The sequence below is a fragment of the Actinobaculum sp. 352 genome (genome assembly GCF_003957265.1).
In the GTDB taxonomy this organism is placed as follows: Bacteria; Actinomycetota; Actinomycetes; order Actinomycetales; family Actinomycetaceae; genus Asp313.
This window is the reverse complement of record NZ_RQSN01000010.1, coordinates 22,967-49,286: the sequence shown is the minus strand read 5'-3', so window position 1 is coordinate 49,286 and position 26,320 is coordinate 22,967. Positions and strand designations below refer to the sequence as shown.

Sequence of the window (26,320 nt, the reverse complement as noted above, 5' to 3'; positions counted from 1 at the left end):
TCGGCCAAAACACTCCCTCCTGGTACACGCGGACGTCCCACCTCGCGCGGCTAATGGCCCTGTGGTATCCTCTCCCAAAATCTACTTATGCTCGCGTAGCACGCCCGATGGGAGAGCCAGATGTTAAGAACGGTTGGAATTGTCAGCCTCTCCAACGGCATCTTGGGCGAAGACTTCATCTCACACGAGGTAGAGATCGGACTGCGCAGGCTTCGCGCCTACGGACTCACCGTTAGGTTCATGCCCCACGCACTCAAGGGGCTGGACTACGTCAAGAATCACCCAGAAAAAAGGGCAGCCGATCTCCTGCAGGCATTTCGCGATCCGGAGATCGACATGATCCTCTGCGCCATCGGTGGTGATGACACCTACCGCCTACTGCCATACCTCTTCGACCATAATCAACTGCAAGATGCGGTGCGCGACAAGGTCTTTCTCGGCTTCTCCGACACGACGATCAACCACCTCATGCTGCACAAAGTGGGTTTGCGCTCGTTCTACGGTCAGAGTTTTATCAGCGATATCTGCGAACTCGGACCCGAGATGTACCCCTACAGCCGTACATACTTCGAAGAATTGCTAACGAGCGGCACCATCCGGGAAATCCGACCAAGCACCGTGTGGTACGAGGAAAGGGCAAGTTTCGGGCCCGACCAGATTGGCACACAGGCGCCATCGCACGCGGATAGCGGGTTCGAATTACTGCAGGGGCGCGCAACCTTCTCCGGCAAAATACTGGGTGGATGCATTGACTCTCTGTACTACATCTTCGACGGCAACCGCTATCCCGATGAGCCCGAGCTCTGCCGCAAGTACCACCTGTTCCCCGGAGCCGGTGACTGGGAAGGAAGAATTCTTCTTCTCGAATCCAGCGAGGAGAAGATGCCCCCGACGAAATACAGGAGAGCCTTGGCTTTCCTGCGAGAGGCCGGGGTTTTCGACGTCGTTTCGGGCGTGCTGGTCGGTAAGCCCATGGATAGGACCTACGACGAGGAATACAAGAGTGCGCTGGTGGAAGTGATTGACACTCCCGACTTGCCGATTGTCTGCAATATCAATATCGGGCACGCCCAACCGCGATGCATCCTCCCATTCGGCGTAGATGCGACGGTCGACGCGGAAGAGCAAGTCATAACCTTTGCGGAGCGCTAGCAACTCTCCTGAGTACCTACATCGTCGCCCCGAATGGAATGAGTGACTACCTGCCCGTGGTACGTAACTGCGTACCTATCGACGCCGACAAAGCAGAAATCGCGCGGGTCTCTTGACACAACAGTAAGACCAGGCAATCGTGCTTCTAGCATGCAGTAAGACGCAGCATCAGATGTGGCAGCCGGTCCCATAGCAGGCACCATTCACGACCCCATCGCCCCACGAATCCGAGGAATCCTCCTAGCGGCAAAGTGGCTGAACTCCACGCCAAACCATCGCCCCACGAATCCGAGGAATCCTCGTAGTCGATCCCAAACTGGGGGGGCAACCATTGCCATCACCACAAACCCTAGAAATCCTGCTACCCCATACCACACGACACCACAGCACGCCGAATGGCACAAGTCAGGTCGTATATCTATTCGACGACTATGGATCTGCTCCGGGTTTTTCACCGGTGCCCGGCTTCTTCACAGAATCACAAGAATAACTCGGAGCAGATCCATAGCCCGAGCAACACATCACCCGACAGCAGCGCAGTGACCGGTGGGGGCGCCCCGCCGTCGTCGGCAATCCAACACCGCACCCGACGACCACACCCCACCAGCACCCACAAAGGGCCTTTTGAAGCGTCCTGGGTTTTGTTCCTAGCTGCTTTTGAGAGGATAGGAGTAGGCCAAGGAAGTATTCGCAGGAGTATCGGGAACGTGTGGTCAGGCTGGTATCTGATCGGCTGTCGGAGGATTCCTCGTGTTCTACGTGGCAGGCAGTCGGTCTCTTCTTCCTCTTGCCCTGAACGTCATTCATCTCGAACAATGACGGTATGGCATGCTGCGCCGGTCTCCCAATCAGGAGGAGTGTTTCACGCCTCGGGGAGCCCCGGACGGCATACCAACTTCGCTCTGCAAGAGAAACCTGACAAGAAAAGACTAGACAAAGACTAGACAAAGAAAGCTTGACAAGAGACAGGGAGGACTCATGAAAGCTTTTGCCATGATCAAGATTGGCGAGGTCGGTTGGATCGAGAAGGACCGCCCCACTTGCGGCCCCAATGATGCGATCTGCAAGCCTCTCGCCGTCGCCATTTGTACCTCCGATGTGCACACGGTATGGGAGGGCGCAGTAGGACCACGCGAAAACCTGGTTCTCGGCCACGAAGGCTGCGCCGAGGTCGTCGAAGTCGGCTCCGAAGTGAAGGACTTCAAGCCCGGTGACCGCGTCCTCGTACCAGCCATCACCCCCGACTGGAACTCGCTGGAGGCGCAGGCCGGCTTCTCTATGCATTCCGGTGGCATGCTGGCCGGGTGGAAGTTCTCCAACATTAAGGACGGCCTTGATTCCGAGTATTTCCACGTGAACGACGCCGACGGCAACCTGGCACATATGCCCGAGGGAATCAGCCTCATTGACGCCTGTATGCTCTCCGACATGGTTCCCACCGGCCTGCACGGCGTCGAACTGGCGGATGTCCAATTCGGCGACACCGTCCTCGTGATTGGTATCGGACCAGTGGGTCTTATGAGCGTGGCCGGATCGGCACTGCGGGGCGCCTCCCGCATCATTGCCGTCGGCACCCGCCCCCGCTGCGTCGAGGTGGCCAAAAAATATGGTGCGGATGAATTCATCAGCTACAAGGACGGACCAATTGAGGATCAAGTCCTTGCCCGTACCGACGGAAAAGGCGTTGATAAGGTCATCGTTGCTGGAGGAACGGTCGACACCTTCGATTCCGCAATTCGTTCATTGAAGCCAGGCGGCACCATCGGCAACGTGAACTATCTCGGCAGCGGGGAATATGTCAGGATCCCTCGTGCCGAGTGGGGTGTAGGCATGGGCCATAAGAAGATCAACGGCGGTTTGATGCCGGGCGGAAGGCTGCGTATGGAGAAGCTTGGCGCGCTGGTGGCCAACGGGAAGCTCGATGTTCGCCCGCTGGCCAGTCACGTCTTCGAAGGCTGGGATCACCTGCCGGAAGCCTTGGACCTCATGAAGGAGAAGCCGGCCGATCTGATCAAGCCCGTGGTGCTGCTGGAACAATAGGACCGACGGGCACCAACCGAGTGCGGCAGCGCTTGGTTGGCTGGCTGGGCCCGGCTTGGCTGGCTGGGCCCGGCTTGGCTGGTCAGCTAGGCCCGAGAAGTGTAGGGAATGTCGAGAAGTGTCGGGTTTTTCGCGGAGTTTCTTGAAAAATCCGACACTTCTTGGGCTACTCACGCCTAGAAAGCGCGGTCACGCGCATCGCGACGCTCCTCGCGCCATGCCCGTTGGCACTAACCACGTCATGCCCGTTGGCGCTAACCACGCCATGCCCACGCGCGCCAACCGTGGCATAGCGCCGTTATCTCAGCGCGCCTTTCCGTCGCCACGATATCAACCTCGTCACCGACGATCACCGCATGCGTAAGTCCCGCGAGCACTGCACCAAGTAGAGGAGCGACGATGAACAGCCAAAGCTGACCGGCGTTCCCCGCTTCAAAGGCCACGCCGATGGACCGGGCAGGGTTGACCGAGGTGTTCGTGATCGGAATTGACACCAGATGAATAAGCGTCAGGGTCAGCCCGATAGCCAGCGGGGCGAAGCCGCTGGGGGCGCGCTTCTCGGTTGTGCCCATGATGACGAAGAGAAAAACGGCAGTAAGGATGAACTCCGCAAGGAATGCTGCAAGCAACCCGTATCCAGAAGGCGAATGATCCGCATAGCCGTTAGCTGCGAAGCCATCCACCGCAACGTCGAATCCTGGGCGTCCCTTCGCCATACCGAAGAGAATGCCGCCAGCAATCAAGCCTGCAACGATTTGCGTGCAGACGTAGGGCAGCACATCCTTCCACGGAAAACGCTTACCGACGGAGAGCCCGAATGTGACTGCTGGATTGAAATAGCCGCCCGAAACAGATCCGACTGCATATGCCATTGTGAGGACGGAGAGACCGAAAGCGATAGCGACGCCCAGGTAGCCGACCCTGTCACCCGTGAAAACCGCCGTTCCACAGCCGACAAAGACAAGTCAGAAGGTGCTGAGAAACTCCACACCAAGGCGATGGACAAGACGCGATGCCATATTGAGCCTTTCACATAACCCCTATAGCAGGCGTAGATCAGCCTGACAGCTGGGATGCATCCGAGCAGTAGTCGGCACACGCCCAAACCGCAACCAAAGGCACACGCCCAAGCCAGTGTCGGCGGTTGTCATCAGTGGCCGCCACCCTCGAGACTGAAATACATCCCCGTCCCTGCAGCCCAAACACTCCCAGCCTCACAAGCGGCGAATCCCCAGAACCCCAGGCAGGCCATGCACACACCAAATACACCGATGGCGGTCACCACCCACGCCGTCTGCTAAGGGGTAATCCTTGCCCACAACTCCCTCGCGGTATGCGACGTTGATTCTCCGGGCCCCGGCGACGCGTTGCATCATCGCTCGCGGGTAGCCATCGATTCGTTCAAGCGCAGCACCCGAGGTGAACTGTAGTCTCTACTTCTTTCGCCGCCATCCTCTCGCAACTACTCTCGCTATGTTTCACAAATCTTGCATTTCTTGCACTGTTGTTACATTCTGAGAATTCTCTCATCCGGTGCTCATGCCCCTCTTTCCGCCGCTTGTAAACCTAGAAACGTACACGAAAGAGAGGAAGACCAATGCGTGATCCACACAAGGTTGTGCTTTACAGCCATGATTCGCAAGGCCTGGGCCACCTCCGGCGGAATCTCGCTATCGCACATCAACTCGTACGCGATGTGCCGACCATAACCGGGCGCGATCTGACGGGTCTTATCATCTCTGGGCTTTCGCCCGAGTTAGGCTTTCCCCTACCGGAGGGATTCGACTGGGTCACTATCCCCGGCGTGGCAAAAGGGCGGCATGGATACGAGCCGCGCCATCTGCGCGGTCCAACGAAGGAACTCATTGCACTTCGTTCGGAACTGCTCGATGCAGCGCTACTGAACTTCGCGCCGGACATAACGATTATCGACCGCCACATCTTCGGGGTGTGGCACGAGCTGCGTGCTCCGCTCCTTCGCCTGCGCACCATGCACCCCGAGTCACATGTCGTACTTGGGCTACGCGATATTCTCGATACACCCGACGTAGCACAGGCAGAGTGGGAGGAACGCGGCGACCCGCAGTTACTAGGAGAAATCATTGACCATGTCTGGATCTATGGCGATCCGGCAGTCCATGACTCCATCAGTACTCGTGAAGTCCCGCCCACTCTAGCTGATCGCGCCCATTACACGGGCTATCTCGCCTCCGGGCGTAGCATCAGCGACCGGGAGGCGCAAGAGATACCCCAACCCTACGTCTTCACTACGGTGGGAGGAGGTTCCGATGGGTATCACCTGCTCCGAACCGCTGTCAGTCTGACACCCCCACCCGGACACCGGCACGTCGTCGTCGCCGGACCGCAACTAGACGACGTCGACTTCGCCGAAGTTCGCGCGCTCGCGCCCGTGGGAACGGAAGTCCACAAGACCTTACCGGGGATAAGCACGCACATAGCCCGTGCCGCGGCCGTGATTTCCATGGGTGGCTACAACACGGTATGCGAGACACTGGCAACGACGACCCCAGCTCTTATTGTTCCGCGCGAAACGCCGCGACTCGAACAACTCATTCGCGCCACCGCCCTCAACCGCATCGGGGCAGCCGACATGATGCGTTCCGAGGAAATCACCGCCCAGGCTCTGTCCCGTTGGGCACGCGACGCCGTGACCCGAAAGATTGACCGATCATCTATTAAACGTAACGGACTGGCACATGTTGCACGCTACGCAGCCGACCTGTTGCTGTCCGACTCTCTTGTAGGAGGTACACGATGAGCCGCATCGCATATGTTCTCAAGGTCTACCCGCGCTTCTCCGAAACCTTTGTTGTCACGGAGATGCTCGCGCGGGAAGCCCAGGGAGAGCAGTTGAGCATTTACGCGCTGCGCTCCACCACTGATGCACGTTTTCACCCCGAGATAGCCAAGGTTAATGCTCCGGTAACATGGGTACCGCGCCCGCACAAGGCCTCGGAGATGTGGCAGGAGATCACCGATTCCCTCGACGAACCCTCGTTAATCAGGCGTTTCGCCGAGTTGTTCCCGAAGCTATCCGAATTGCCCGCCGATGAAGTAGCACAGGGCGCCTGGTTGGCGCGGCAGGTACGGCAGGACGGCATTACCCACCTGCATGCGCATTTTGCCTCCCTTGCTGGGCGAATCGCCTGGATCGCCTCGCGGCTCAGCGGAGTTCCATACACCCTGACCACCCATGCCAAGGACATTTTTCATGAGTCGGTTGACCCGGTGTGGCTGCGCACCGTGTGCAGCGGAGCCAATCGCGTGGTGGCGATCAGCCGCTTTAACGAAGCGTATCTACGCGGGGTTCTACGCGGCACAGGCGCTCAGATATCTCTGCAATACAACGCACTTGACCTCACTCGTTTCCCTTACCGGCAGCAAACAGCCCGCCTGGTTCGGTCAGATGACAACGCACTGAAGGTAGCCGCCGTCGGCAGACTTGTACCCAAGAAGGGATTCGCTGACCTGATAACGGCGGCGCATATGGCATTGCTAGCCGGAACTAAACTCGACGTTAGAATCGCCGGTGACGGCGAGTTATACGGCGAACTTGCCACACAGATCGAACAACTTGGAATCGCCGAACATGTTCATCTTCTCGGACCAAAAACCCAGAATGAAGTGCGTCAATTGCTCGAGGATTCCGACGTCTTCGCCGCGCCATGTATCCGCGCCACAGACGGGAACATCGATGGCCTTCCCACGGTGATCCTCGAAGCCATGGCAACCGGAACGCCGGTTATCGCCACCAATGTCAGTGGCCTGCCCGAGGTGGTGCGCGACGGCGAGACCGGGATCCTGCTCGAGCCGGGAGACACCGTCGCCCTGGCTGGAGTCCTGCGGGACTTGGCGCACGGGCGTGTTGATACTGAGCTGCTCACTCACCAGGCGCGACGCCTGATTGAAGAGCAGTTCGACAGTCGCAAGCAGGCACGGGTTCTAGCGGGTTGGGAATCCCCGGAGTTCCCCGAAGTTCCAGCGACGACGGCCGCCTCTAGCGCTCCTGCTGATGTGGCCAGTGCGGCCAGCCACATTGCCGATTCCCACAGCGGCACAGCCGGTGTGCACGACGGCACAGCCGGTGTGTACGACGGCACAGCCGCTGCGTCCAACGGCACACCAAGCGCCCACGGTGGCGTATCTGCCAGCCAGGCACCCGCATACGACATGGCCGAGCTTGCCACCACGATCTCAGGAGAGGAGTCACACTGATGCGGATAGCTTACGTGTGTGTCGACCCCGGCATCGAAGTCTTCGGCACCAAGGGGGCGTCGGTTCATATTCAGGAAGTAGTCCGTGAACTACGTCGGCGCGGGCACGACGTCGTCGTGTATGCGCTGCGGCGCGGCGGGGAGGTCCCAGACGATCTGGCCGATCTGCAGGTGGAGGAGAACGCCCTAGAAGACACCGCTACCACGGCACAGCGTGAGCACGCCCAGCAGCGTGCCTCCGCGCGGATCGCAGAGCGAATTCGCGCCAACGGCATGCCTGATCTCATTCTTGAACGGTACTCTCTGTTCTCCAGCGTGCTTGCCATCCTGTGTGGCGACGGCGAGTGGGGAAAGAACCGCCATGAGGGCGGGGAGCGCACAGCCAACGGAACTCCGCGAGACGAGGAGGGAGTCCCGCCAGTCGATGGGAGTGCGCCCTTCGACATCGACGTCCCGCCTGTTGGCGGGGACTTGCCATCCAACGACGTCCCGCCTGTTGGCGTGCTGGAGGTCAACGCACCCCTGATTGACGAACAACGTACACACCGTGAACTGGAGGACGAGGACACCGCATGGGAACTGCTGCGGCGCCAATGCGCTGCGGCGCAGGCCGTTATCTGCGTGTCTGACCCGGTAAAGCGTTGGGTTCATACGCACACCGGAAGCACTCGTGTACATACCGTGCCCAACGGTGTGAATACCGAAAGGATCCGACCTCAGCCAGAGGCATCAGGTCCTGCAATCGTCACCTTCGTCGGCACCCTTAAGCCGTGGCACGGCGTGGCCGACCTGCTACGGGCAGCGAACGTGGCGAAGGGACCCTGGCGACTGCGAATCATAGGGAACGGGCCGGAACGTGATCGGCTGGAACGGCTGGCACGCCAGCTGCGTGTGGACACCGATTTCCGCGGGGCAGTCTCTCCCGCAAGAATCCCGGAACACTTGGCTGGCACAGCCATTGGCGTGGCGCCTTACCCGGAACCACGCCGTGCCGCCGACCACTACTTCTCCCCACTGAAGGTGCACGAATACCTGGCCGCCGGTCTGCCTGTGGTCGCTTCTGCGGTAGGTCAGCTTCCGGAACTTCTACGCGGGGTGGGTTTACTCGTTCCACCGTCCGACCCACGCGCCCTCGCGGCGGCACTGGACTACCTGGCGATTAACCCGCAGGAGCGCGCCCGACTCGGTCGTCTCGCCCGCCAACGAGCCGAACGCCAGCACAGTTGGAGTGTGGCAGTTGATCGGATTCTGCGTTTGGCCGGGCTGCATGAGACAGACAGTGATGCGGTCGCCCCACCGGCCGTCGGCAACAGCCCCGTCGGCAACACCCAGGCTACCAGCAACAACGCGAGCGGAGACGCTAGTCCGATCCTCTATGCGTACCAGAAGAAAGGAGACGCTTGATGGCGAAGCGATTTAGCCGTGCCGCGGCTCTGCGTACCCTCCGCCTTGTAGCCCCAGAGGCAAAACATCAAAAGGGACTTATCGGCGCTGGAACGGTGGCGTTGCTCCTTGAAGTGATTTTTCGCGTCATGGAGCCCTGGCCCTTGAAGATCGTTATTGACGGTATAGCCGTTTCACGCGGTTCCGAGAATGCGGGGGGCCAAGCAACGGTAACCAGTCTGGTGATCTGCGGTCTTCTCCTTATTGCCATAGTTACCCTCCGAGCGGCGACGAATTATCTGGCCACCACGAGTTTTGCCCTGGCCGGATCGCGTACTGCCATCTCATTGCGGGCACGCGTATTCCATCATGTCCAAGGCCTCTCACAGCAGTACCACGCCCATAATCGCAGTGCGGACACCGTGCAACGCATTGTCAGTGATGTCGCACGCCTACAGGAGGTGGCAATCACCGCGGGTCTTCCCCTGTTAGCCAATATGACGACGCTGGCTGTGATGCTTGTGATCATGTTCGTCCTGGACCCGCTGCTAGCGCTGGCCGTCGTCGCCGCTATCGCGCTATTCATCCCCGTATCATCCGGCTCGTCGAAGAAAATCACATCAGCCGCACGCCGGACGCGCAAGGGCGAAGGACAACTCGCCAACACTGCGCAGGAGGCACTCAGCGCGATCCGGATCGTGCAGGCATACGGTCTGGAAGCAGAGGTGGAAGGGCATTTCGGTGGAGCCAACCAGCGTGCGCTAAGCGAAGGCGTCAAATCACTGCGTCTGGCCGCCCGGCTGGAACGCGGCACCGATGTCATCGTTGGCCTAGCAACCGCCGTCGTCATGGTGGGCGGCGGAATACGGGTCATTCAAGGTGCAATGACACCGGGGGAGCTGGTACTGTTCACTACTTATCTGCGTACAACGATGAAACCTCTGCGTGACATGGCGAAATACACCGGTCGAATCGCCCGCGCCAGTGCATCCGGAGAACGCGTTGCCGATCTTATGGATGCCAAGTCCGAGGTGGTCTCGCCGGAAAGGCCTCTGTGGCCAGGTCGGATTACGGGCCAAGTTGCCTTTGAAAACGTCGTTACCGAATACGACGGTCACGAAGTCCTCCATGGTCTCGACCTGAAGATATCTCCCGGCGAGCACGTGGCAATCATCGGTCCGTCGGGAGCTGGAAAATCAACGCTTGTCTCGCTGCTCGTACGCGCAATTGACCCCGTCATCGGCCGCGTAACACTCGATGGTTATTCGCTGCGGGATCTTGATCTGGCTAAGCTACGTTCCAGTGTCTCACTGCTGCACCAGGATGCGGTACTGTTCACCGGCTCCATCAAACACAATATCCGGCTTGGACGCCAGGATGCCAGCGACGCCGAAGTGGAGGCAGCCGCACGCGCCGCACATGCGCACGACTTCATCATGGAGTTACCCGATGGGTATGAGACCATCGTAGGCGAGCGCGGCGACACTCTCTCGGGCGGCCAGCGCCAACGTATCGCCATCGCGCGCGCCCTGCTACGCGACACCCCAGTCGTCATCCTGGATGAGGCAACAACCGGTCTTGACCCGGAGTCCGCCGAGTTAGTTCTCAACGCGATTGATAGTCTCAGCCGTGGTCGCACCACTCTTACCGTCACTCACGACGCCGAGGTGGCACTGCGCGCCACGCGCGTCGTCTGGATTGAAGGCGGCTACGTCCTCCTGGACGGCAAGCCGAATGATCTGCTCGCCAATAACAGAGTATTCCGCGACTGGATCAATGCCAGTGGACGCCAGGCCGACCAGATCCATATTGGAGGATAGATATGAACGCTCTAGTAGGCAACACATCCGCCAGCTCTGGCACACCAAACAACACCACCGCGGCTATACTCGCCCACATCCTCGATCAAGATCGGTTCAGTGAGTTGATCGGCGAGCAGGTTCACGCCACACGTGTACGCATAAAACCGAATGTGAGTGTCGCCGCCTCCTTCGCGGAGGAAGCAACCGGCACCCCAGTGGGGTGGGCACGTTTCCTCTGGCCTGGCAGCCATCCGAAGGCCGAACGGGCCCAACAGTGGGCTGAACGCCTGGGGGGTGCGGCACGCACCCAGCAATTCTCCGACGACATCCTGCTTGAAACCGGTGAGATCGCCACCGATCCGCGCCTGGCCAAGTACATCAACCGCTCTTTTCCAGGCGGGATCTCTGGCGACATTCTGCGTTATAACCCGTTGCGCCGAATCGTTATACACCGCGGCGAAGAAGTGGTGCGCATCAGTGCGCAGGCGACACAACTGAACCGGTGGATGCACGGCTTTCTGGCGGAACATCTGGCCGTTTCTCCTCGGCTGGACGACGGAGAGGACCCGCATATCAGCGTTCTACGTTTCGTTGGAGATACCGATTTATCCGCTGTTGACGACGCCGACGCTACGTATCGGGCCGGTCGACTCCTGGCGACCTTGCATGCCATCTCCGGGCGCCTGCCCGAGTCGCAGCGAGACGCGTTGCCGGTATGGGACTCCGATACCGGCGCCAGGCAAGCAGCAACGCATGCTGCCGTATTGGACGCCCTCGACAAACCACTGGCCGAGCGCCTGCGAGGTATCGCGCAACGCCTACCCCGCCCGCCCCAGCTACCGCTGGTTCTGGCACACGGGGACGCCTCCCCCGACCAGTTTCTGCTGCACCGAGCTTCCGGCGCTCTCTGGATCACCGATTTTGATCGCCTCTGTGTGGCACCGGCCAGTCTCGATATCGGATCGTATCTCGCGGTTGCCGACGACGGCGCCGAGGAGGCCCTGCTTTTGGGATACCGCGATGGCTGGCAACAGCATCGGCGCTCCCCGCTGCGCGATCTACCCGCGCAAGCCTTACGCGCCATGCTTCTGCGGTCGCTGCTGGCTCGAGTGGCGGATCCCCTGCGCGGCGCAGACCCCGCGTGGCGGGAGCTCATGGCCGACCGGATTGGGCGTATCGAGGCGCTGCTGTGAAGACTGCTCTGGGGACTCTATTCACACTGCGCGGCGTCGAGCGCGCATGGCCGCGGGATGATGGGGCTGTCATCTTCGAACGCAGGGATAGCGACCGCCTGCGCGCGGGACGTATCGGCCACGACGGCGGCGTCGAACTCCTCCCCTACGCCAGCGACCCCGCTCTGCCGGAGCTGTCCCCGAGTCTGCCCGGACGGCTTGTCGTGCACAGAATGGGCCGCCGTGCCGTCGTCGTCGGCCCTGGGAAGGTGATCAAACTGGTACGCCCGGGGCGCGCCCAGTCCATTGCGGAGAAGACGCGCGCGACGGCACAGGTGTTTTCTCGCTATGGATTGCGCGGCGCCAACGTCATCAGCAGTTCTGCGGCCAATGTAGTCTTCACTATCCTTCCCGGTGTCAGCCTGCGAACCGTCGGCGACGACGCCCGAAAGGCTTGGCACCAGTTCTGCGATACGTGGCCGAACATGGCCGCTCATACCGATCTCGCCGACCTCACCATCCATACCGGCCGTGACGAGGCCGCGGTGTTGCATCGCTGGTTCAGTTGGGCACAGGCCTTCCATGCGCTTCCCGAGCTTCCCCGGCTGGGACGCGCCGTCGCCCAGGTCTGTGACGCACTGCAGCACCATGGCGACTCGCTGGTGTTCTCCCATCGCGACCTGCACGATGGTCAGATCCTCTGGGACGGGAGCACCCTCGGAATTCTTGACGTAGATACGGCCTGTGCCGCAGAGGCGGCGCTCGACCTCGCAAATCTCCGCGCGCATGTGGAACTGGGAGCGCTAATCAGTAGTAACCTACCGCGTCCACATATCGGATCGTCGAGACTCTCCAGCAGCACTCCCTCGCAAGCATCCGCAGCAAGCCATTCGTATACTCCCGCGTTTGCGACCGCAGTGCTTGATATGCTCGATAACGCAGTGGCACGTTCCGCAGCGACGTCCGCGCGCTTTGACGCTTATTTGCGTTCCGCGCGTCTACGTCTTGCTTTTGTCCATGCATTTCGGCCACCTGCACAGGCGTGGCTTCCCGAGTGGATTGACCGGTATCTACGCGATGACCACCGGTAGCAAGACCTCCCGAGTTCGGCCTGCCGAAAGGAGTAGCAATCAGGCGTTTTACGCGGCATAGGAACCGACCGAGTGGGCCCGCTCAGGCCGACGTCGAGTCGGCGGAGCAGGCGCGCGCCGCCGAGCCTTCTGCTTCCATCCGGGTGAGGATCATGTGGACCATGGTCCTCTTGGCAGGCATCGCGCTAGCGGCATCGGGAGCGGTAGTCACCGTCCTGCAGGAACACAACATTCGTGCCAACGCCACCGAACAGCTACAGCGGATTCTCAACCAGTTCCGCAGCCAGGCGGCCAGCGGCATCTATCCCGCCACCGGCGAGCAGTTCATGGACGCTTCACAGGCACTGGAAACATTCCTCAGCCGGTCGATTATGGGCGAAGCTGAGGGAGAACTCGGCTTCGTCGGAACGACCATCGCCTGGGTCGCCTCGCCGGATGTCGAACTACGACCTGAGGACGATCAGGAACTACTTTCCGCCGTCGCCACCTATGTTTCCGGCAATACTGCCATCATCGAACCGATACGCACTCGGTCCGCCGAGTACATCGTCTTAGTGGCACCGATCAGCGTTGGCGCCGACCACGGGGCTCTTCTGCACGTTATCGATCTCGGGGTGTCACTGCGCGAGTTCCGCAACACGATGCTGCTCTACGGCGTTACGGCACTCATCACACTGGCACTGATCGCCGTCCTCGCCTGGCTCGCAGCGGATCGACTGCTCCGGCCCATTGAGGATCTTCGTAAAGCGGCACAGTCCATCGATGAGCGCGACCTGAAGACTCGCGTGCCAGTGCGCGGCCGCGATGACTTGGCGGCGCTTGCCGTCACCATGAATCGTATGCTGGACCGTATTGAACGCTCCGTCGAAGGCCAGCGGGAACTGTTGGACGACGTCGGACACGAGTTACGCACGCCAATCACCGTGGTCCGCGGGCATCTCGAACTTGTTGATCCGCACGATGAGGAAGATGTTCGACAAACCCGGGCGCTAGTCCTCGATGAACTCGACCGTATGGGCGTCCTCGTTAACGACCTCCTCGAACTCGCGCGTGCATCAACAACGGACTTCGTACAGACTGTCCCCTGCCAGATTGCCGAATTGACGGAACAAGTCTTCGAGAAGGCCCGCGCGTTAGACGAACGTCCGTGGAGCTTGGAAAGCACCGCAAACATCGAGGCCTCGGCCGATCCCATTCGTATCACCCAAGCATGGCTCCAGCTCGCCGCAAACGCAGTCAAATACTCCAATCCCGGCAGCCCGGTAGCCCTGGGCTCTGCCGTTCATGGCAATGAGGTACATCTGTGGGTACGTGACCAGGGAATTGGAATCGCCCCGAAAGATATCGAACGTGTACGGCAACGTTTCGGCCGTGTCGACACGGCCGGGCGAACGGTTCCCGGTTCCGGCCTGGGACTGAGTATTGTTGAGACTATTGTCACCGCTCACGGCGGCAGCCTGCACATCGCCTCCACTCTGGGAGAGGGATCCTTGTTCACCCTGCGGCTGCCGATCACAACAATCTGAGGAGGATTAAATTGAGCACTATTCTGATCGTGGAAGACGAGGTCCGAATCGCCTCATTCATCGCCAAGGGTCTCAAGGCAGCAGGTTTCACCTCCGAATCAACGGCGTCCGGCGAGGAGGCTGCCCTTCTAGCAACCCAAGGAGAGTTCGACCTCATCATCCTGGATGTTGGCCTACCTGATATCGATGGCTTTGAAGTCCTTGAACGTATACGCGGCCAGGGGGTCACCGCACCGGTGATTATGCTGACCGCACGCTCATCGGTCACCGACCGTGTGGCAGGCCTCGAAGGCGGAGCCGACGACTACATGCCCAAGCCCTTCTCCTTTGAAGAACTCCTCGCTCGCATTCGTGTGCGTCTGCGAAGCGAACCAGCACAGGGCATCTATCAGGAGCCTGGAGGCACCAGCCTCAGCCACAACGGCCTGGTTCTGGATTTCTTGACGCGCCGCGCCCAGGTGGATGGCCAATGGGTTGACCTGTCCGCGCGCGAATTTACCCTCGCGGAAATGTTCCTTCGTCATCCGCAACAGGTACTCAGCCGCGAACAGCTCCTGAGCGCCGTGTGGGGCATTGATTTCGACCCCGGCTCCAATGTGGTGGATGTGTACGTCTCGTATTTGCGCAACAAGCTCGGCAAGGAACGCTTCGAGACGGTTCGGGGTATGGGTTACCGATTGCGCTGACGCCTACCGATCACCACTACGCCCGCTGCGGCCACCAGGCTCCCGGAGCCCTTTGATCGACAAGCAATCGCTCGGCCAATCCGGCTACCACGGAAGCCTGGCCCTACCGCAACTCAGTCGTCGTCGATGTCATCATCGTCGTCGATGTCATCAACGTCGTCATCATCGTCGTCATCGACTGCCACGGGTGCCGCCGGCTTCACAACAACGGGTTGATTATTCGTCACTACCGGAGCTGGGTTCTGAGCCGGGCTCTGTGCAGGGTTCTGCGTTGTTGCACCCGCCGGTTCCTCGCTCAGCGAGTCCGTAGGGGCATCTGTTGTAGTCTCCGTGCTCGGAGCGGAGGCAGGTTCCGTACTGGCTGACGGTGATGCCGGAGTCGTCACGACGACTTCCGGTTCTCGTACCGTCGGACTTGAGTCATTGGCCATGGCATACAGCCCCCACCCCACAGCCGCTCCAAGGACAGCAATTCCGGTCAAGATGACGCTCAGGCGTCGCCTTTCGAGTCCCATGCGTCTGCCCTCTCTTTCTCTACCACACGCGAGCATTGTCGCCTTGTACAATTAAGTACAGCAGGCACGGATGAGATGCGCGTCGGCAGCAGATGAGAAAACTCTTATGAAGCTACTTGGTCGTCATTGTCCTGTTCCCGCCGCCGCGCGGGCAAGCGTGGACGCCAAAGCACAAGCTCAGCACCGGAACTGTACTGCCGTAGGCGCTGTCGCAACTCCTCTTGATGGGATACGACGACGACGTCGCCGTCGGCAGCGGCAGCGAACACCCGGTGTTCCAGCATCCGGTACCGCTCCAGGAGTTCATCGCGTTGCGCGACCTGCTTTTGTAGCCGCGCCACTTGCCTCCTGAGTTTGGCAGCATCGTTTTCCAGATCGATAATGCGTGAAATTCCGGCGAGGTTGATGCCCTCCTCCTGGGAAAGGCGCTGTATCTCAATGAGCCGGTCGACGTCGGCCAGCGAATAGCGCCGGCCACCGCCACGGGTACGGCGGGCGGGAACCAGGCCTAGGCGATCATACTGCCGGAGTGTCTGCGGGTGCATTCCTGCCAGCTGCGCCGCAACGGACACGGTAAGGATCGCGGCATCTCGACTAGCCATGAGTCATCAGCTCCTCGCTAGGTTCTTGAACTCCGCCCGCGGATCGGCATCACGTGTGGCGGCCGCGAATACCTGCACTGCCCGGCGTGCCTCGTCAGAGAGCGATTTGGGCACCGCCACCTTGAGCCGCACGTACATATCGCCGTTACCGTGCCCCTGCGGAAGCCCCTTACGTTTGACGCGCAGCAACTTATCCGTAGACGATCCAGCCGGAATCTTCACTTGCACGTTCTTTCCGTCCAATGTCGGGACCTCCACCGTGGCGCCGAGAGCAGCCTCCGCGAAGGAAACCGGCACATTGACATACACGTCCTTGCCACGCACCTCGTAAACCGGGTGCTTCTCCACATGGACCGTGATGATAATGTCACCATTCTCCCCACCATTTCGGCCCTCGCCGCCCTTGCCCGCAATACGGATCTGTTGACCATCAAGAACCCCGGCGGGGATCCGGGCTGTCACGGAATTGCCACGCGCAGTCTGCACCTTGACCGTCGTCCCGGCCACGGCTTGGCGCAGTGTAATGGAGATTTCCGAGCGGAGATCGCTGCCGCGTTCAGGCCGACGGCTGGATCCAAAACCAAAACCTCGGGACCGGCCGGTAGTCGAGCGGCCTCGTGCCGTTCCTCCGAACATTGATGACAACATGTCGTCAAGCCCAACACCTCCGGCATTTCCCGAGGAGAAACGAACATTGGAGCCCGGGCCGAACATGGAGGAGAAAACATCCTCGAATCCACCGTTCGCGGCGCTCCCGGAACCACCGGCGGCAAATCGCGGCCCGCCACTGCCGAAGGCACGGATGGCATCGTACTGCTTCCGGTCCTCTTCATTGGAGAGGACCTGGTAAGCCTCGCCGATCTCCTTGAAGCGTTCTTCGGCTGCTCTGTCACCCGGGTTGCGGTCCGGGTGATACTGGCGGGCAAGCTTGCGGTACGCCTTCTTAATCTCCTCGGCGGAGGCGGTTTTCGACACCCCGAGGGCCTTATAGAAATCCTTCTGAATCCAGTCCTGACTCGCTGCCATTACACCTCACCTCCTTGGTAGTCCACCGCTCGGCGTGCCCGGCGGTGCATCATTCATGTCCATTGTGGCGGACCCCGTTGGGCCCGCCACAATCAGGATATTGTCACTGCGGGGAAACCACTCCCACACGTGCTGCTCGCAGTACCTTGTCACCCAAGCGGTAGCCCGGTTGAATCAAAGTCCCCACGGTTTCACTGGTCGCTTCCGCGGATGTCTCATGCATCAGCGCCTCGTGAATTTGCGGATCGAACTCGTCGCCGACGGCTCCGAAGCGCTCAACCCCATAATTCGTTAGCAGGCTCTGTTCAACCTTCTCCGCAATCAACCCGGTTGGACCGCTCAGGTCACCGTGTTGGCGTGCGAGTTCGATATCGTCCAGCACCGGCAGCAGGGTCTCAATCACGGCGGAGATGCCTTCTTCCCGGCGCTGCACTCCCTCTTGCTTGGAGCGTCGAACATAGCCGTGGTACTCCTGCTGCAGGTTGTAGTGGTCAGCGCGCGCACGGGCAAGCTGCTCCTCCAGCGAAGAGATCGTCGCCATGGCTTCGGAGAGTGGGTCTGTTAGTTCCTCGGCAGACTCGGCCGCGGCGGCGGAGCCGGTGGTTTCACCGGCGCGCTCGGCAGTAGCTTCCTCTGCAAGGGGCTTCTGCCCATCCACAGCGCGAGCTTCCTCCGCGCCCTGAGAAGCATCGTCCGGCGGTGAACCATCTACCGGCTCCCATTCCTCGGGCGTCCGCTCATCATTGCCGTTATTCACAGTCACTTGTTGTTATCCTCGTCGTCAACGATTTCCGCGTCCACAACCTCCTCATCCGAGGATTGCTCGGCGCCGGCGGTCTGCCCCGCTTGACCGGCATCGGTAAATCCACCGGACTGCTCGGCCTGGGTCTGTGCGTACAATGCCTGACCGATAGCCTGCGACTTCTCGTTGAGCTCATTCAGCGCGGTCCGTACGGCATCCGTGTCGTCACCCTTGAGTGCCTCACGTACCTTGTCTGTAGCCTCCTTGACCTCGGTGGAGACACTGTCCGGAAGTTTGTCCGCGTTGTCCTTGAGGAGCTGGTCGATGGAGTACACCGTCTGCTCCGCCTGGTTACGCGTCTCCGCGTCCTCCTTGCGCTTGGCGTCATCGGCGGCATGCGCCTCGGCCTCCTTGACCATGCGGTCAATCTCATCCTTCGGAAGGGCTGAGCCGCCGGTGATGGTCATCGACTGCTCCTTGCCGGTCGCCTTGTCACGCGCCGATACGTGCACGATTCCGTTGGCGTCGATATCGAAGGTAACCTCGATCTGCGGAATACCGCGCGGCGCCGGGGCGATGCCGGTCAAGTCGAAGGTGCCCAGCGGCTTGTTGTCACGGGTGAACTCGCGTTCCCCCTGGAACACCTGGATGGATACCGATGGCTGGTTGTCCTCTGCGGTGGAGAAGGTCTCCGAGCGCTTCGTCGGGATCGCGGTGTTCCGCTCGATCAACTTAGTCATAATGCCGCCCTTGGTCTCGATGCCGAGGGATAGCGGGGTCACGTCGATGAGGAGTACATCCTTGCGGTCGCCGGTGATAACACCAGACTGCAGAGCGGCACCGACGGCGACGACCTCATCGGGGTTCACACCCTTGTTCGGTTCCCGGCCTCCGGTCAGATCCTTGACCACATCTGATACGGCCGGCATGCGGGTAGAACCTCCCACCAACACCACGTGGTCAATCTCCGAGACCTTGATACCGGCGTCACGGATGACATTGGCGAAAGGCTGCTTTGTACGCTCCAGCAGATCCTTCGTCATTTCCTCGAACTTCGCACGGGAAAGCGTCTCATCCACATGAATCGGACCGGAATCCGACATGGAGATATACGGCAGCGAGATCGAGGTCGTCGTGGCGGAAGAGAGTTCCTTCTTCGCCTTCTCGGCGGCCTCACGCAGGCGCTGCAGCGCGATCTTATCCTTGGACAGGTCGGCGCCGGAGGAGGCCTTGACCTGCTCCACAAGCCAATCAACAATGCGCTGGTCCCAGTCGTCACCACCGAGACGGTTATCACCGGAGGTGGCACGCACCTGGATGGTGGAAAAGCCGTCGTCGTCCTTACCCACTTCCAGCAGGGAGACATCAAAGGTACCGCCACCCAGATCGAAAACGAGGATCAACTCATCTTCCTTACCCTTCTCCAGGCCGTAGGCCAGAGCGGCAGCGGTCGGCTCATTGACAATACGCTGTACATTTAGACCGGCGATAGCTCCGGCGTCCTTGGTGGCCTGCCGTTGCGCATCGTTGAAGTAGGCAGGAACGGTGATAACCGCGTCGGTCACCGTGTCGCCCAGGTATGCTTCCGCATCCTTCTTCAGCTTCTGAAGAATGAAGGCCGAGATTTGCTGCGGTGTATAGGTTGTTCCGTCGATATCCACCTTCCAGTCAGTACCCATGTGGCGCTTGACGGAGGAGATCGTCCGATCAACGTTTGTCACCGCCTGCCGCTTGGCTACTTCGCCAACTAGCACTTCGCCCGTCTTCGAAAAGCCGACGACGGAGGGCGTGGTTCGCGCCCCTTCCGCGTTTGCGATAACAGTGGGTTCGCCACCCTCCAGGACGGTGACGCAGGAATTCGTTGTGCCAAGGTCGATACCGACTGCACGTGCCATATCTTCTCTCCTATCCGGGGCGCTCGCCGCGCCCGCTGGCGCTTAAACCGGCAAGTCTAAGCGCCCTTAACGTTGTATTCGCGGGTCGTCCGGCCGAAGGCTGCATAAGTAACCTCGGCGGTTGCACCCTTCAAGTCTGAACCACCGGCGGACTTGTGTCCAACCGACTGGGCCATTCTTGAGTCTACTAAGCTCAACTTTTGTTCTCGCCCATATATTCCATCCACATTGACGCAGATACATGAGGACCGTCACATCGAGTCGGATTTGGTGATCGTTCCGACAGCGGAGCGCATGAAGCCATGACTCCACTGAGAGCAGGTGGGGCGTAGTATACGCGCGGATTCAGAGAATGTCGCGCTGAAGGCGTGGGGAATGATACCCATAGCCAACTCTCGCGATCAGCGTTAGCGTGAGAACGTACAGTCACACGAATCAATTGGAGTGAATATGACTCACACACGTTTTCTCACATCGCTCGGTGCCGTCGCATTAGCAGGCGCACTCGCACTATCGGGCTGCGGTAACAACTCGAACAGCAAGGAGACGACCGCTGGCACTTCCGAAGATGCCACCGTATCTGCGAACAATGCCGCAAATGATGACCTCACCGATGAAGAAATCATCGCCAAGGTCAAGGAAACTGCCGAACAGAGCGAGCAGCTCTCCTTCAACTCGATCACCCGGGACCTCAATGTCCACATGGAGTCATCTGCGCAAATGACAGGGGAAGGAATACCATCACAGTCAATGACTGTCACCCTGGATGCTCGTGCGGATAACGACAATCAAACGATGGAGATGAGTGTCAAGGGAAATCTTGGCAGCGATCAGCAGGTTGACACGACCAGCTACTTCCAGTACGAGGGAGACACTCTCACTGCATACATAAACAACGGCGGGGTCTGGCAGACCACGGCCGTCAGTGCCGATGAGATCAGCCAAGCAGGTGAAGGAACCACTAACCTTGCGACCATCACAACCCTCGTCGATGGCATCGACAAGGCGACGGTGACACGAGGCGAGGATTCATACACCCTCACTACCGATCTCGATCCCTCCCTGGTGAAGACGATGTTTGACTACGAGACGGACGCCGAGTCCGTCGGTACGCTGACAATCTCTGTTGACGCCGAAACCTTCGAGATATACGAGTTGACGCTCGAAATGGATATGAATATCGAAGACAACGGTTCATCAGGGAACATCGTGATGAATATGAACATGACCTCCGAGCGCGATGCCGACGAAACCGTCGAAATCCCCGCCGAGGCGCTGGAAGCGGCCGGCACCGCGGGTGCGGGCGACTCAAGCTCTAGCGACAACTGATCCGGGCCGCGCGTTCGTTGCCTTTCGAGGCGACGAACGCACCTGGGCAGCGGATTTCCACCTCGCGGGGCTCGGTTTTGCCGGGCCCCGCTCCCCGCCACTCAGCTAGTAATACGGAGCACCCCATGCAACACACACATTCTTCCCGCCTCGTGTCAGTGGTACTGGCACTCGTAGGCGCATTTGCCCTTGCAGCCTGCGGTTCAAGTACTCCGCCCCTAACGGAGAGCGAACAAGAAATCTTTGACCGCGTCAAAGAAACCGCACAAGAACGCTCCGCACTCAACTACACCGAGCTTGATGAGGACGCGGAGCTCGAGATGAACACGAAGCTCGTCGTCAATCCGGCCAATGACAGCGAGACGAGTCTTAGCGTTGACGCCACAATTCTCGGCGACGCGGATACGCAGCTCCTTCATATGACGGTCGACTCCAAGATGCAGGGCGCCAGGTCGAATTCTGCGCATACCGTTATGTACGGCCAGATTGACGGAGACAGTATGACGCTGTACTCGGACGAGTACGGAAGCTGGCAATCGCAGGTCGTCTCCCTGGATAGTCTCAATCTCAGTGGGCAGGATGTAGATCCGGCAGATCTACTTGACTACCTCTTCAACCTTCAGGACGTAACCGTCACCTCAGATAAGGACTCTTATACCATCAGCGGGAAGATTTCGCCGGACGTCCTTGCCGAACTTTTTAGGGAGTCTGGCGACCTCGATATCGACGGCGGATCCGCAGAGCTCACGGTTACAGCGGATGCCTCGTCGTACCAAGTCTTCGAGCTAACGCTTGACGTGTCAATCGATGTAAGCACAGAAGGAGAGAGCGCGCATATGACCATCGAAGTTGGATGGGTCGCACAACGCGATGCGAATGTCGACCTCGAAATCCCCGCTGCGGTTCTGGAAGCTGCTGGTACGGCACGCGGCACGAGCTCTGACGACAAGTAATTCCCGCAGCACGTTCAACGCTTTCCTGGCAATGCGCGACACTCGGACGAAGCGCGCCCGTCCACCGCGGCCCGGCTCGGGCTGGCCCCGAAAGACCGACGGAGCCGACAACACGGCGACAATCAAGAACTTACGGCTAAGGAGACCCTTTTGAAACACCGACGCACCCCATATCGCGCCTTGGCCGCATTCGCCGTCGCCGGGTTGATTGTTTCCGGATGCGGCAACAGCGCTCAAGAAGAAGCGACTACCAGCACTTCAACAACCACTGATGGTCCGACCACTACGCTCAGTGAGATCAACAGCGAGTTAACAGACGAAGAAATCGTCGCGAAGGCAAAAGAGGTGGCCTCCCAGAACAGGGAGTCCTTCTTCACCCATCTCACGCAGGATCGCAATCTTCACCTAGAAATCTCCCGCGAGGTAACAACAGCTGTGGGCGAAGAACCGCGATCTATCGATAGTGTCATTGATATCCGCGTCGATAGCAGCACTCAGACACTGGAAATCAAAGCAAGCGAAGCCGATGGGCAAGCGCAGCCAACCGAAACCACCAGTTACTTCAAGTACGACGGTGAGACCGCGACAGTCTATTCCTTTGATTCTGGTACGTGGAGTTCGTCCACCGTGTCCGCCAACGAGATCGCCTCCATTAGCCCCCAATCGCTGAATGACGCTGTGCTGGACACCGGCGTCGCCTACAGTTGGGTTGCTATGCTCGCCGATGCGGAAGTCGCCCGCGACGGCGAGGATTCTTACACCATCACCGGAAAAGTGACCCCCGAGTCTTTCAGTAGCTATTTTGACGGTAATGTCACGGCAGAATCAGATTCTCCCGGTACTCTGACGCTTTCGGTTGATGCAGAGTCCTTCGAGCTGTACGAGTGGACAATAGAACTAGACACCGAAACAACCGATCACGTGATCAACCGAAACGACAGCCTCAAAACAACCATTAGGGCAACGGCAGAGCGCGACCCTGACGTTGACCTCGAAATCCCCGCCGCGGTTCTGGATGCGGCGGGAGACCCAGCCGACTCCGGAGACAACTGATCAGCCTGCGCCCTGCTCGGCTAGTCTGGATATACATCAGCGTCACCCAACTACGGCTTGAGCCCCATGACCCGCCACTCGCGAATTCACCTCACTCTCCTCGTATGTGCGCTCATGGCTGGCCAGCTGCTCGCAGGTTGCAGCGGTCAGGAGGCAAGCGCACCACAAACGGGGATGGCTCTGCCAACCGTCGCCACCGAATCACCTCATACGCAAGAAGAAAGTATCGTCGGCTTCGTTCCTGCCAATCAACTCCGCGATTCACTCGGTGCCGGAGGAGATATTGCTGGATACGCGAAAGTGACCATACATGCCGGCCCAAGCTCCCACCAGATCTTTAACCTCGGACTAGAGTTCTCCTGCGTGATCACTTCAGACAGTGAACCTGTTCCGGCTTCTGATGGTGGGTCGGCGACCGTTGAAGTCTCGATAACCTTGGAACGCCAGTACCTACCGTCTGCTTTCGACCTCCCGGATGAGCTCGCGGAAGACACCTGAAATACGATGACCAGCCGCCGTGCCTGACGCACCATGCAGACCGCCCGGAGCACCGCAAATCGGGCAACTCCGATGGCGCGGCGACGACGCCACGACTACGTCCACTTGGATTAGAACCTCCGCCGATGGTGCCATCACCAATCCTCTATCGTGACCCTTGCCACGCCTACCCACCTTGGGTAAAATACAAATCAGCCGCCACATGAGACTGTTGCCCGAGCCGCGCCGACGCGGCGAGAACAACGTCGCTCGACGGCCACACCATACGGCAGGTGACAGCATTGGCTCATCACCGCCGTCATCAATGTCATTCAGGGTGCCCGCCAATCGGCCATCCGTTGGTCGGCCACATATCCGATCAGACTCTTGCCCAGCCTGCTCATGGCGAGCCCAGCGGGCAGCGTAACGCACAATCAACTACCACCGAAGGCACTCCGGCAACGCCGCCGACGGGGGTGGAAGAAGTGGCAGGGTTGCCAGCACAGGGCCTGGGCACTGGGCAGATTGACTGGGCACCACGAACAAATTCAGTCAAAGATGACCGAAATAAAGGAGGACCACATGTCCGCAACATTCGATGTCGAATACGACATTGTAGTTTCCGGTGCCGGTGCTGCCGGAATGTTTGCCGCAGCAGAAGCCGCGACCAACGGCAATAGCGTCGCTTTGCTTGAAAAGCTCGACCGCATTGGCGGGCACGGCCAGTTTGTCGAAGGCTCAGCGGCCTTCGATTCAGAGGAGCAGGCCAAGCGCGGTATCACCGTAACGCAGGAGCAGGGCTTCCACCGCTACATGGCGCTGAGCAGTTTCCGTGGAAACGCGGATGTGATCAGCATGTTCGTCCACAACTCGGCGGAGACCATTCGCAAACTCGCCGCCATGGGAGCGGTCTGGGAGGACGTCACTGTCTACGCCCTCGAACAGGACACCGAACTGAAAACGATGCACTGGGCCGAAGGCGAAGGCGTAGAGATCATTAGGCTGCTGGAGAAGCAGGCGCAACTGCACGGCGCCGAAATCTTCACCAACACAGCCTCGCAGCATCTCATCGTGGAGGATGGAAAAGTCGTCGGCGTCGAGGCACTCGATTCCAACGGCGAAACCATTCGCATAGGAGCCAAGGCTGTGATCCTTGCCGGTGGAGGTTATTCATCGGATCCCGACGCCGTCGTCGCCTTCTCTCGTTTCGGCGAGAACGGCCGCAAGATCGTCGAGCTGGGCACGCCGGGAAACACCGGTGACGATCTTCGGATGGTCGAGGAGATCGGCGGCCTGCGCGACTTAACCGGAGCGATGGCTCTGATGCCCGTGGCCAAGGATCGGGAGATCACCTCGCATATCAGCGGCGCCGGATCGCAACCCTATCTGTGGGTGAACAAGTTCGGCTCGCGGTTCACCGATGAGACCGTTGCAATGAACTTTGCCGATGCGGCGAATATCATTGCGCAAGCTCCTGACGCGGTTACATACACGATCTTTGACACCGCCACAAAGCGCCATCTGGAAACCGCTGGTAGTGACATCTCGCTTGGCACCTTCATTCCGTATCACGCAGCTTTGAGCCACTTGGACGCGGAGTTGAAGCAGGATGTGGAGACGGACACCGCCTACATGGCGGACACCTTGGAAGAACTCGCCGACCAGATCGGATTTGATCGGGAGACCTTCCTGGCCACCATCGCCCGTTACAACCAACACTGCAAGGCGGGCGCGGACTCGGATTACTACACAAATCCGAGGTACCTGCGCGAGGTAGTTGAGCCGCCGTTCTATGCGGTCACGATGACTCCCGGAAACCTGATCTCTCTGGGAGGGATCGCCGTCAACGGAAACCTTCAGGTCATTGCTGCTGACACTCACGAGCCCATTCCCGGGCTCTATTGTGTCGGCTCCGAGGCGGCGGGCCTGTGGGGCGATTCGTACCCGCTTGACGTTCCCGGAACGGTGAGCGGCTTCTCGTACACCTCTGGTTGGGTGGCTGCCGATCATGCCGGAGAGGTCATCAAGTCAGCGGAGAACTAGCATTCGCTTCCCATGACGACGCCGTTGTGAGACGCGCCACCTTGGGCCGGTCCTGTGATATTTCATCGGACCGGCCCCTTCCTGTCTCATATGTGGACATCGCTTCCGTTCACCTCCCGACCGAGGCACGATATTCCTAAGTTAGGAGTTCCTTACATGAAGTCTATCGCTACTGTTACCACCTACCGAGCACAGCGCTACGGTAAACAACTCGTATCCCATATGGCTCGCCGCATCACGACCAGTTGGGATGGGGACTCCGGCGTCCTCGCCTTTCCCGATAAGCCCGTCACCGTGCATCTGCAGGCCACCGCGGAGGCACTGATCATGAACATGGAGGCTCCCGCCAAGGACGTCGCTCATTTTGAAGAAGTTGTAGGCATTCACGTCGCGCGCTTCGGTGCGGGGGATTCTCTGCGCGTCTCCTGGCAGCGCGACGATGGCTCAGCCGGGAGCTCTCAGGGACCGTTTGATCCGGCCGAAGTTGAAGCCTTTCGCGCTCGCATGCGTGCGCGAGGGGGCGCCGGTCCCGCCATCTAGACATACACCGAGAGTGGTCATGCGGCACCTTGCCCAGCGCAATCCGCACTCGATGCGC

Annotated in this window: 21 protein-coding genes and 1 pseudogene; 16 read left to right on the top strand and 6 right to left on the bottom strand. The window is 59.6% G+C overall.

The window, feature by feature from the left end; genetic code table 11:
* Positions 1-120: 120 nt before the first annotated feature.
* Together EKN07_RS10390 and EKN07_RS10385 are read left to right on the top strand one after the other, a co-directional pair.
* A complete protein-coding gene (locus EKN07_RS10390; protein WP_126146347.1) occupies positions 121-1,152 on the top strand; it encodes a S66 peptidase family protein in 1,032 nt (343 codons plus the stop codon).
* A gap of 978 nt (positions 1,153-2,130) precedes the next feature.
* A complete protein-coding gene (locus tag EKN07_RS10385; RefSeq protein WP_108716379.1) occupies positions 2,131-3,192 on the top strand; it encodes an NAD(P)-dependent alcohol dehydrogenase in 1,062 nt (353 codons plus the stop codon).
* A 254-nt stretch (positions 3,193-3,446) separates the two neighbouring features.
* Here EKN07_RS10385 and aqpZ read toward each other — a convergent pair.
* Positions 3,447-4,145: pseudogene (gene aqpZ, locus EKN07_RS10380) on the bottom strand (aquaporin Z); the annotation flags it as partial.
* A gap of 644 nt (positions 4,146-4,789) precedes the next feature.
* Here aqpZ and EKN07_RS10375 point away from each other — a divergent pair.
* The 8 genes from EKN07_RS10375 (at position 4,790) to EKN07_RS10340 (ending at position 15,087) form a co-directional block, all read left to right on the top strand.
* Complete coding sequence (locus EKN07_RS10375) at positions 4,790-5,971, top strand: glycosyltransferase (RefSeq protein WP_108716380.1); 1,182 nt, start codon at positions 4,790-4,792, stop codon at positions 5,969-5,971.
* On the top strand, positions 5,968-7,428 hold the full coding sequence (locus EKN07_RS10370) for a glycosyltransferase family 4 protein (RefSeq protein ID WP_108716381.1): 1,461 nt from the start codon (positions 5,968-5,970) through the stop codon (positions 7,426-7,428). Before EKN07_RS10375 ends, EKN07_RS10370 begins: the two co-directional genes overlap by 4 nt.
* On the top strand, positions 7,428-8,831 hold the full coding sequence (locus tag EKN07_RS10365) for a glycosyltransferase family 4 protein (protein ID WP_240611269.1): 1,404 nt from the start codon (positions 7,428-7,430) through the stop codon (positions 8,829-8,831). The genes EKN07_RS10370 and EKN07_RS10365 overlap by 1 nt, the downstream gene beginning before the upstream one ends.
* Positions 8,831-10,630, top strand: coding sequence for an ABC transporter ATP-binding protein (locus EKN07_RS10360; RefSeq protein ID WP_126146346.1), 1,800 nt, complete (start codon positions 8,831-8,833; stop codon positions 10,628-10,630). Before EKN07_RS10365 ends, EKN07_RS10360 begins: the two co-directional genes overlap by 1 nt.
* Positions 10,631-10,632: 2 nt before the next feature.
* The gene (locus EKN07_RS10355) at positions 10,633-11,805 is read left to right on the top strand and encodes an aminoglycoside phosphotransferase family protein (protein ID WP_126146345.1); all 1,173 of its coding nucleotides are present in this window, start codon (positions 10,633-10,635) and stop codon (positions 11,803-11,805) included.
* Positions 11,802-12,875, top strand: coding sequence for a phosphotransferase (locus EKN07_RS10350; protein ID WP_126146344.1), 1,074 nt, complete (start codon positions 11,802-11,804; stop codon positions 12,873-12,875). Before EKN07_RS10355 ends, EKN07_RS10350 begins: the two co-directional genes overlap by 4 nt.
* 161 nt (positions 12,876-13,036) lie before the next feature.
* A complete protein-coding gene (locus tag EKN07_RS10345; protein WP_241228176.1) occupies positions 13,037-14,401 on the top strand; it encodes a HAMP domain-containing sensor histidine kinase in 1,365 nt (454 codons plus the stop codon).
* Between the two features lie 11 nt (positions 14,402-14,412).
* Complete coding sequence (locus EKN07_RS10340; protein ID WP_126146342.1) at positions 14,413-15,087, top strand: response regulator transcription factor; 675 nt, start codon at positions 14,413-14,415, stop codon at positions 15,085-15,087.
* Positions 15,088-15,200: 113 nt separating this feature from the next.
* Here the strand turns inward: EKN07_RS10340 and EKN07_RS10335 are convergent, their stop codons facing one another.
* From EKN07_RS10335 to dnaK, 5 genes are all read right to left on the bottom strand, one after another.
* Entirely contained in the window at positions 15,201-15,602 is a 402-nt protein-coding gene (locus tag EKN07_RS10335; RefSeq protein ID WP_108716387.1) for a hypothetical protein, read from the bottom strand.
* Positions 15,603-15,706: 104 nt separating this feature from the next.
* Positions 15,707-16,204 carry a MerR family transcriptional regulator gene (locus tag EKN07_RS10330; RefSeq protein WP_126146341.1) on the bottom strand — a complete coding sequence of 166 codons (498 nt, stop codon included), beginning with the start codon at positions 16,202-16,204 and terminating at the stop codon, positions 15,707-15,709.
* 6 nt (positions 16,205-16,210) lie between these two features.
* The gene (locus EKN07_RS10325; protein ID WP_126146340.1) at positions 16,211-17,230 is read right to left on the bottom strand and encodes a J domain-containing protein; all 1,020 of its coding nucleotides are present in this window, start codon (positions 17,228-17,230) and stop codon (positions 16,211-16,213) included.
* A gap of 103 nt (positions 17,231-17,333) precedes the next feature.
* The gene (locus EKN07_RS10320) at positions 17,334-17,993 is read right to left on the bottom strand and encodes a nucleotide exchange factor GrpE (protein ID WP_126146339.1); all 660 of its coding nucleotides are present in this window, start codon (positions 17,991-17,993) and stop codon (positions 17,334-17,336) included.
* A complete protein-coding gene (dnaK, locus tag EKN07_RS10315) occupies positions 17,990-19,867 on the bottom strand; it encodes a molecular chaperone DnaK (protein WP_108716391.1) in 1,878 nt (625 codons plus the stop codon). The genes EKN07_RS10320 and dnaK overlap by 4 nt, the downstream gene beginning before the upstream one ends.
* 450 nt (positions 19,868-20,317) lie before the next feature.
* On the opposite strand from dnaK, the gene EKN07_RS10310 reads away from it, so the two are divergent.
* The 6 genes from EKN07_RS10310 (at position 20,318) to EKN07_RS10285 (ending at position 26,262) form a co-directional block, all read left to right on the top strand.
* The gene (locus tag EKN07_RS10310) at positions 20,318-21,196 is read left to right on the top strand and encodes a DUF6612 family protein (RefSeq protein WP_108716392.1); all 879 of its coding nucleotides are present in this window, start codon (positions 20,318-20,320) and stop codon (positions 21,194-21,196) included.
* Positions 21,197-21,321: 125 nt separating this feature from the next.
* Entirely contained in the window at positions 21,322-22,149 is an 828-nt protein-coding gene (locus EKN07_RS10305; protein ID WP_108716393.1) for a hypothetical protein, read from the top strand.
* 150 nt (positions 22,150-22,299) lie between these two features.
* Positions 22,300-23,202 carry a hypothetical protein gene (locus tag EKN07_RS10300; RefSeq protein ID WP_126146338.1) on the top strand — a complete coding sequence of 301 codons (903 nt, stop codon included), beginning with the start codon at positions 22,300-22,302 and terminating at the stop codon, positions 23,200-23,202.
* A gap of 114 nt (positions 23,203-23,316) precedes the next feature.
* On the top strand, positions 23,317-23,700 hold the full coding sequence (locus EKN07_RS10295) for a hypothetical protein (protein WP_126146337.1): 384 nt from the start codon (positions 23,317-23,319) through the stop codon (positions 23,698-23,700).
* A gap of 561 nt (positions 23,701-24,261) precedes the next feature.
* The gene (locus EKN07_RS10290; protein ID WP_164505528.1) at positions 24,262-25,722 is read left to right on the top strand and encodes an FAD-dependent oxidoreductase; all 1,461 of its coding nucleotides are present in this window, start codon (positions 24,262-24,264) and stop codon (positions 25,720-25,722) included.
* 156 nt (positions 25,723-25,878) lie between these two features.
* Positions 25,879-26,262 (top strand): DUF2218 domain-containing protein, encoded by a 384-nt coding sequence (locus EKN07_RS10285; protein WP_108716397.1) that lies wholly within the window; start codon positions 25,879-25,881, stop codon positions 26,260-26,262.
* Positions 26,263-26,320 lie beyond the last annotated feature (58 nt).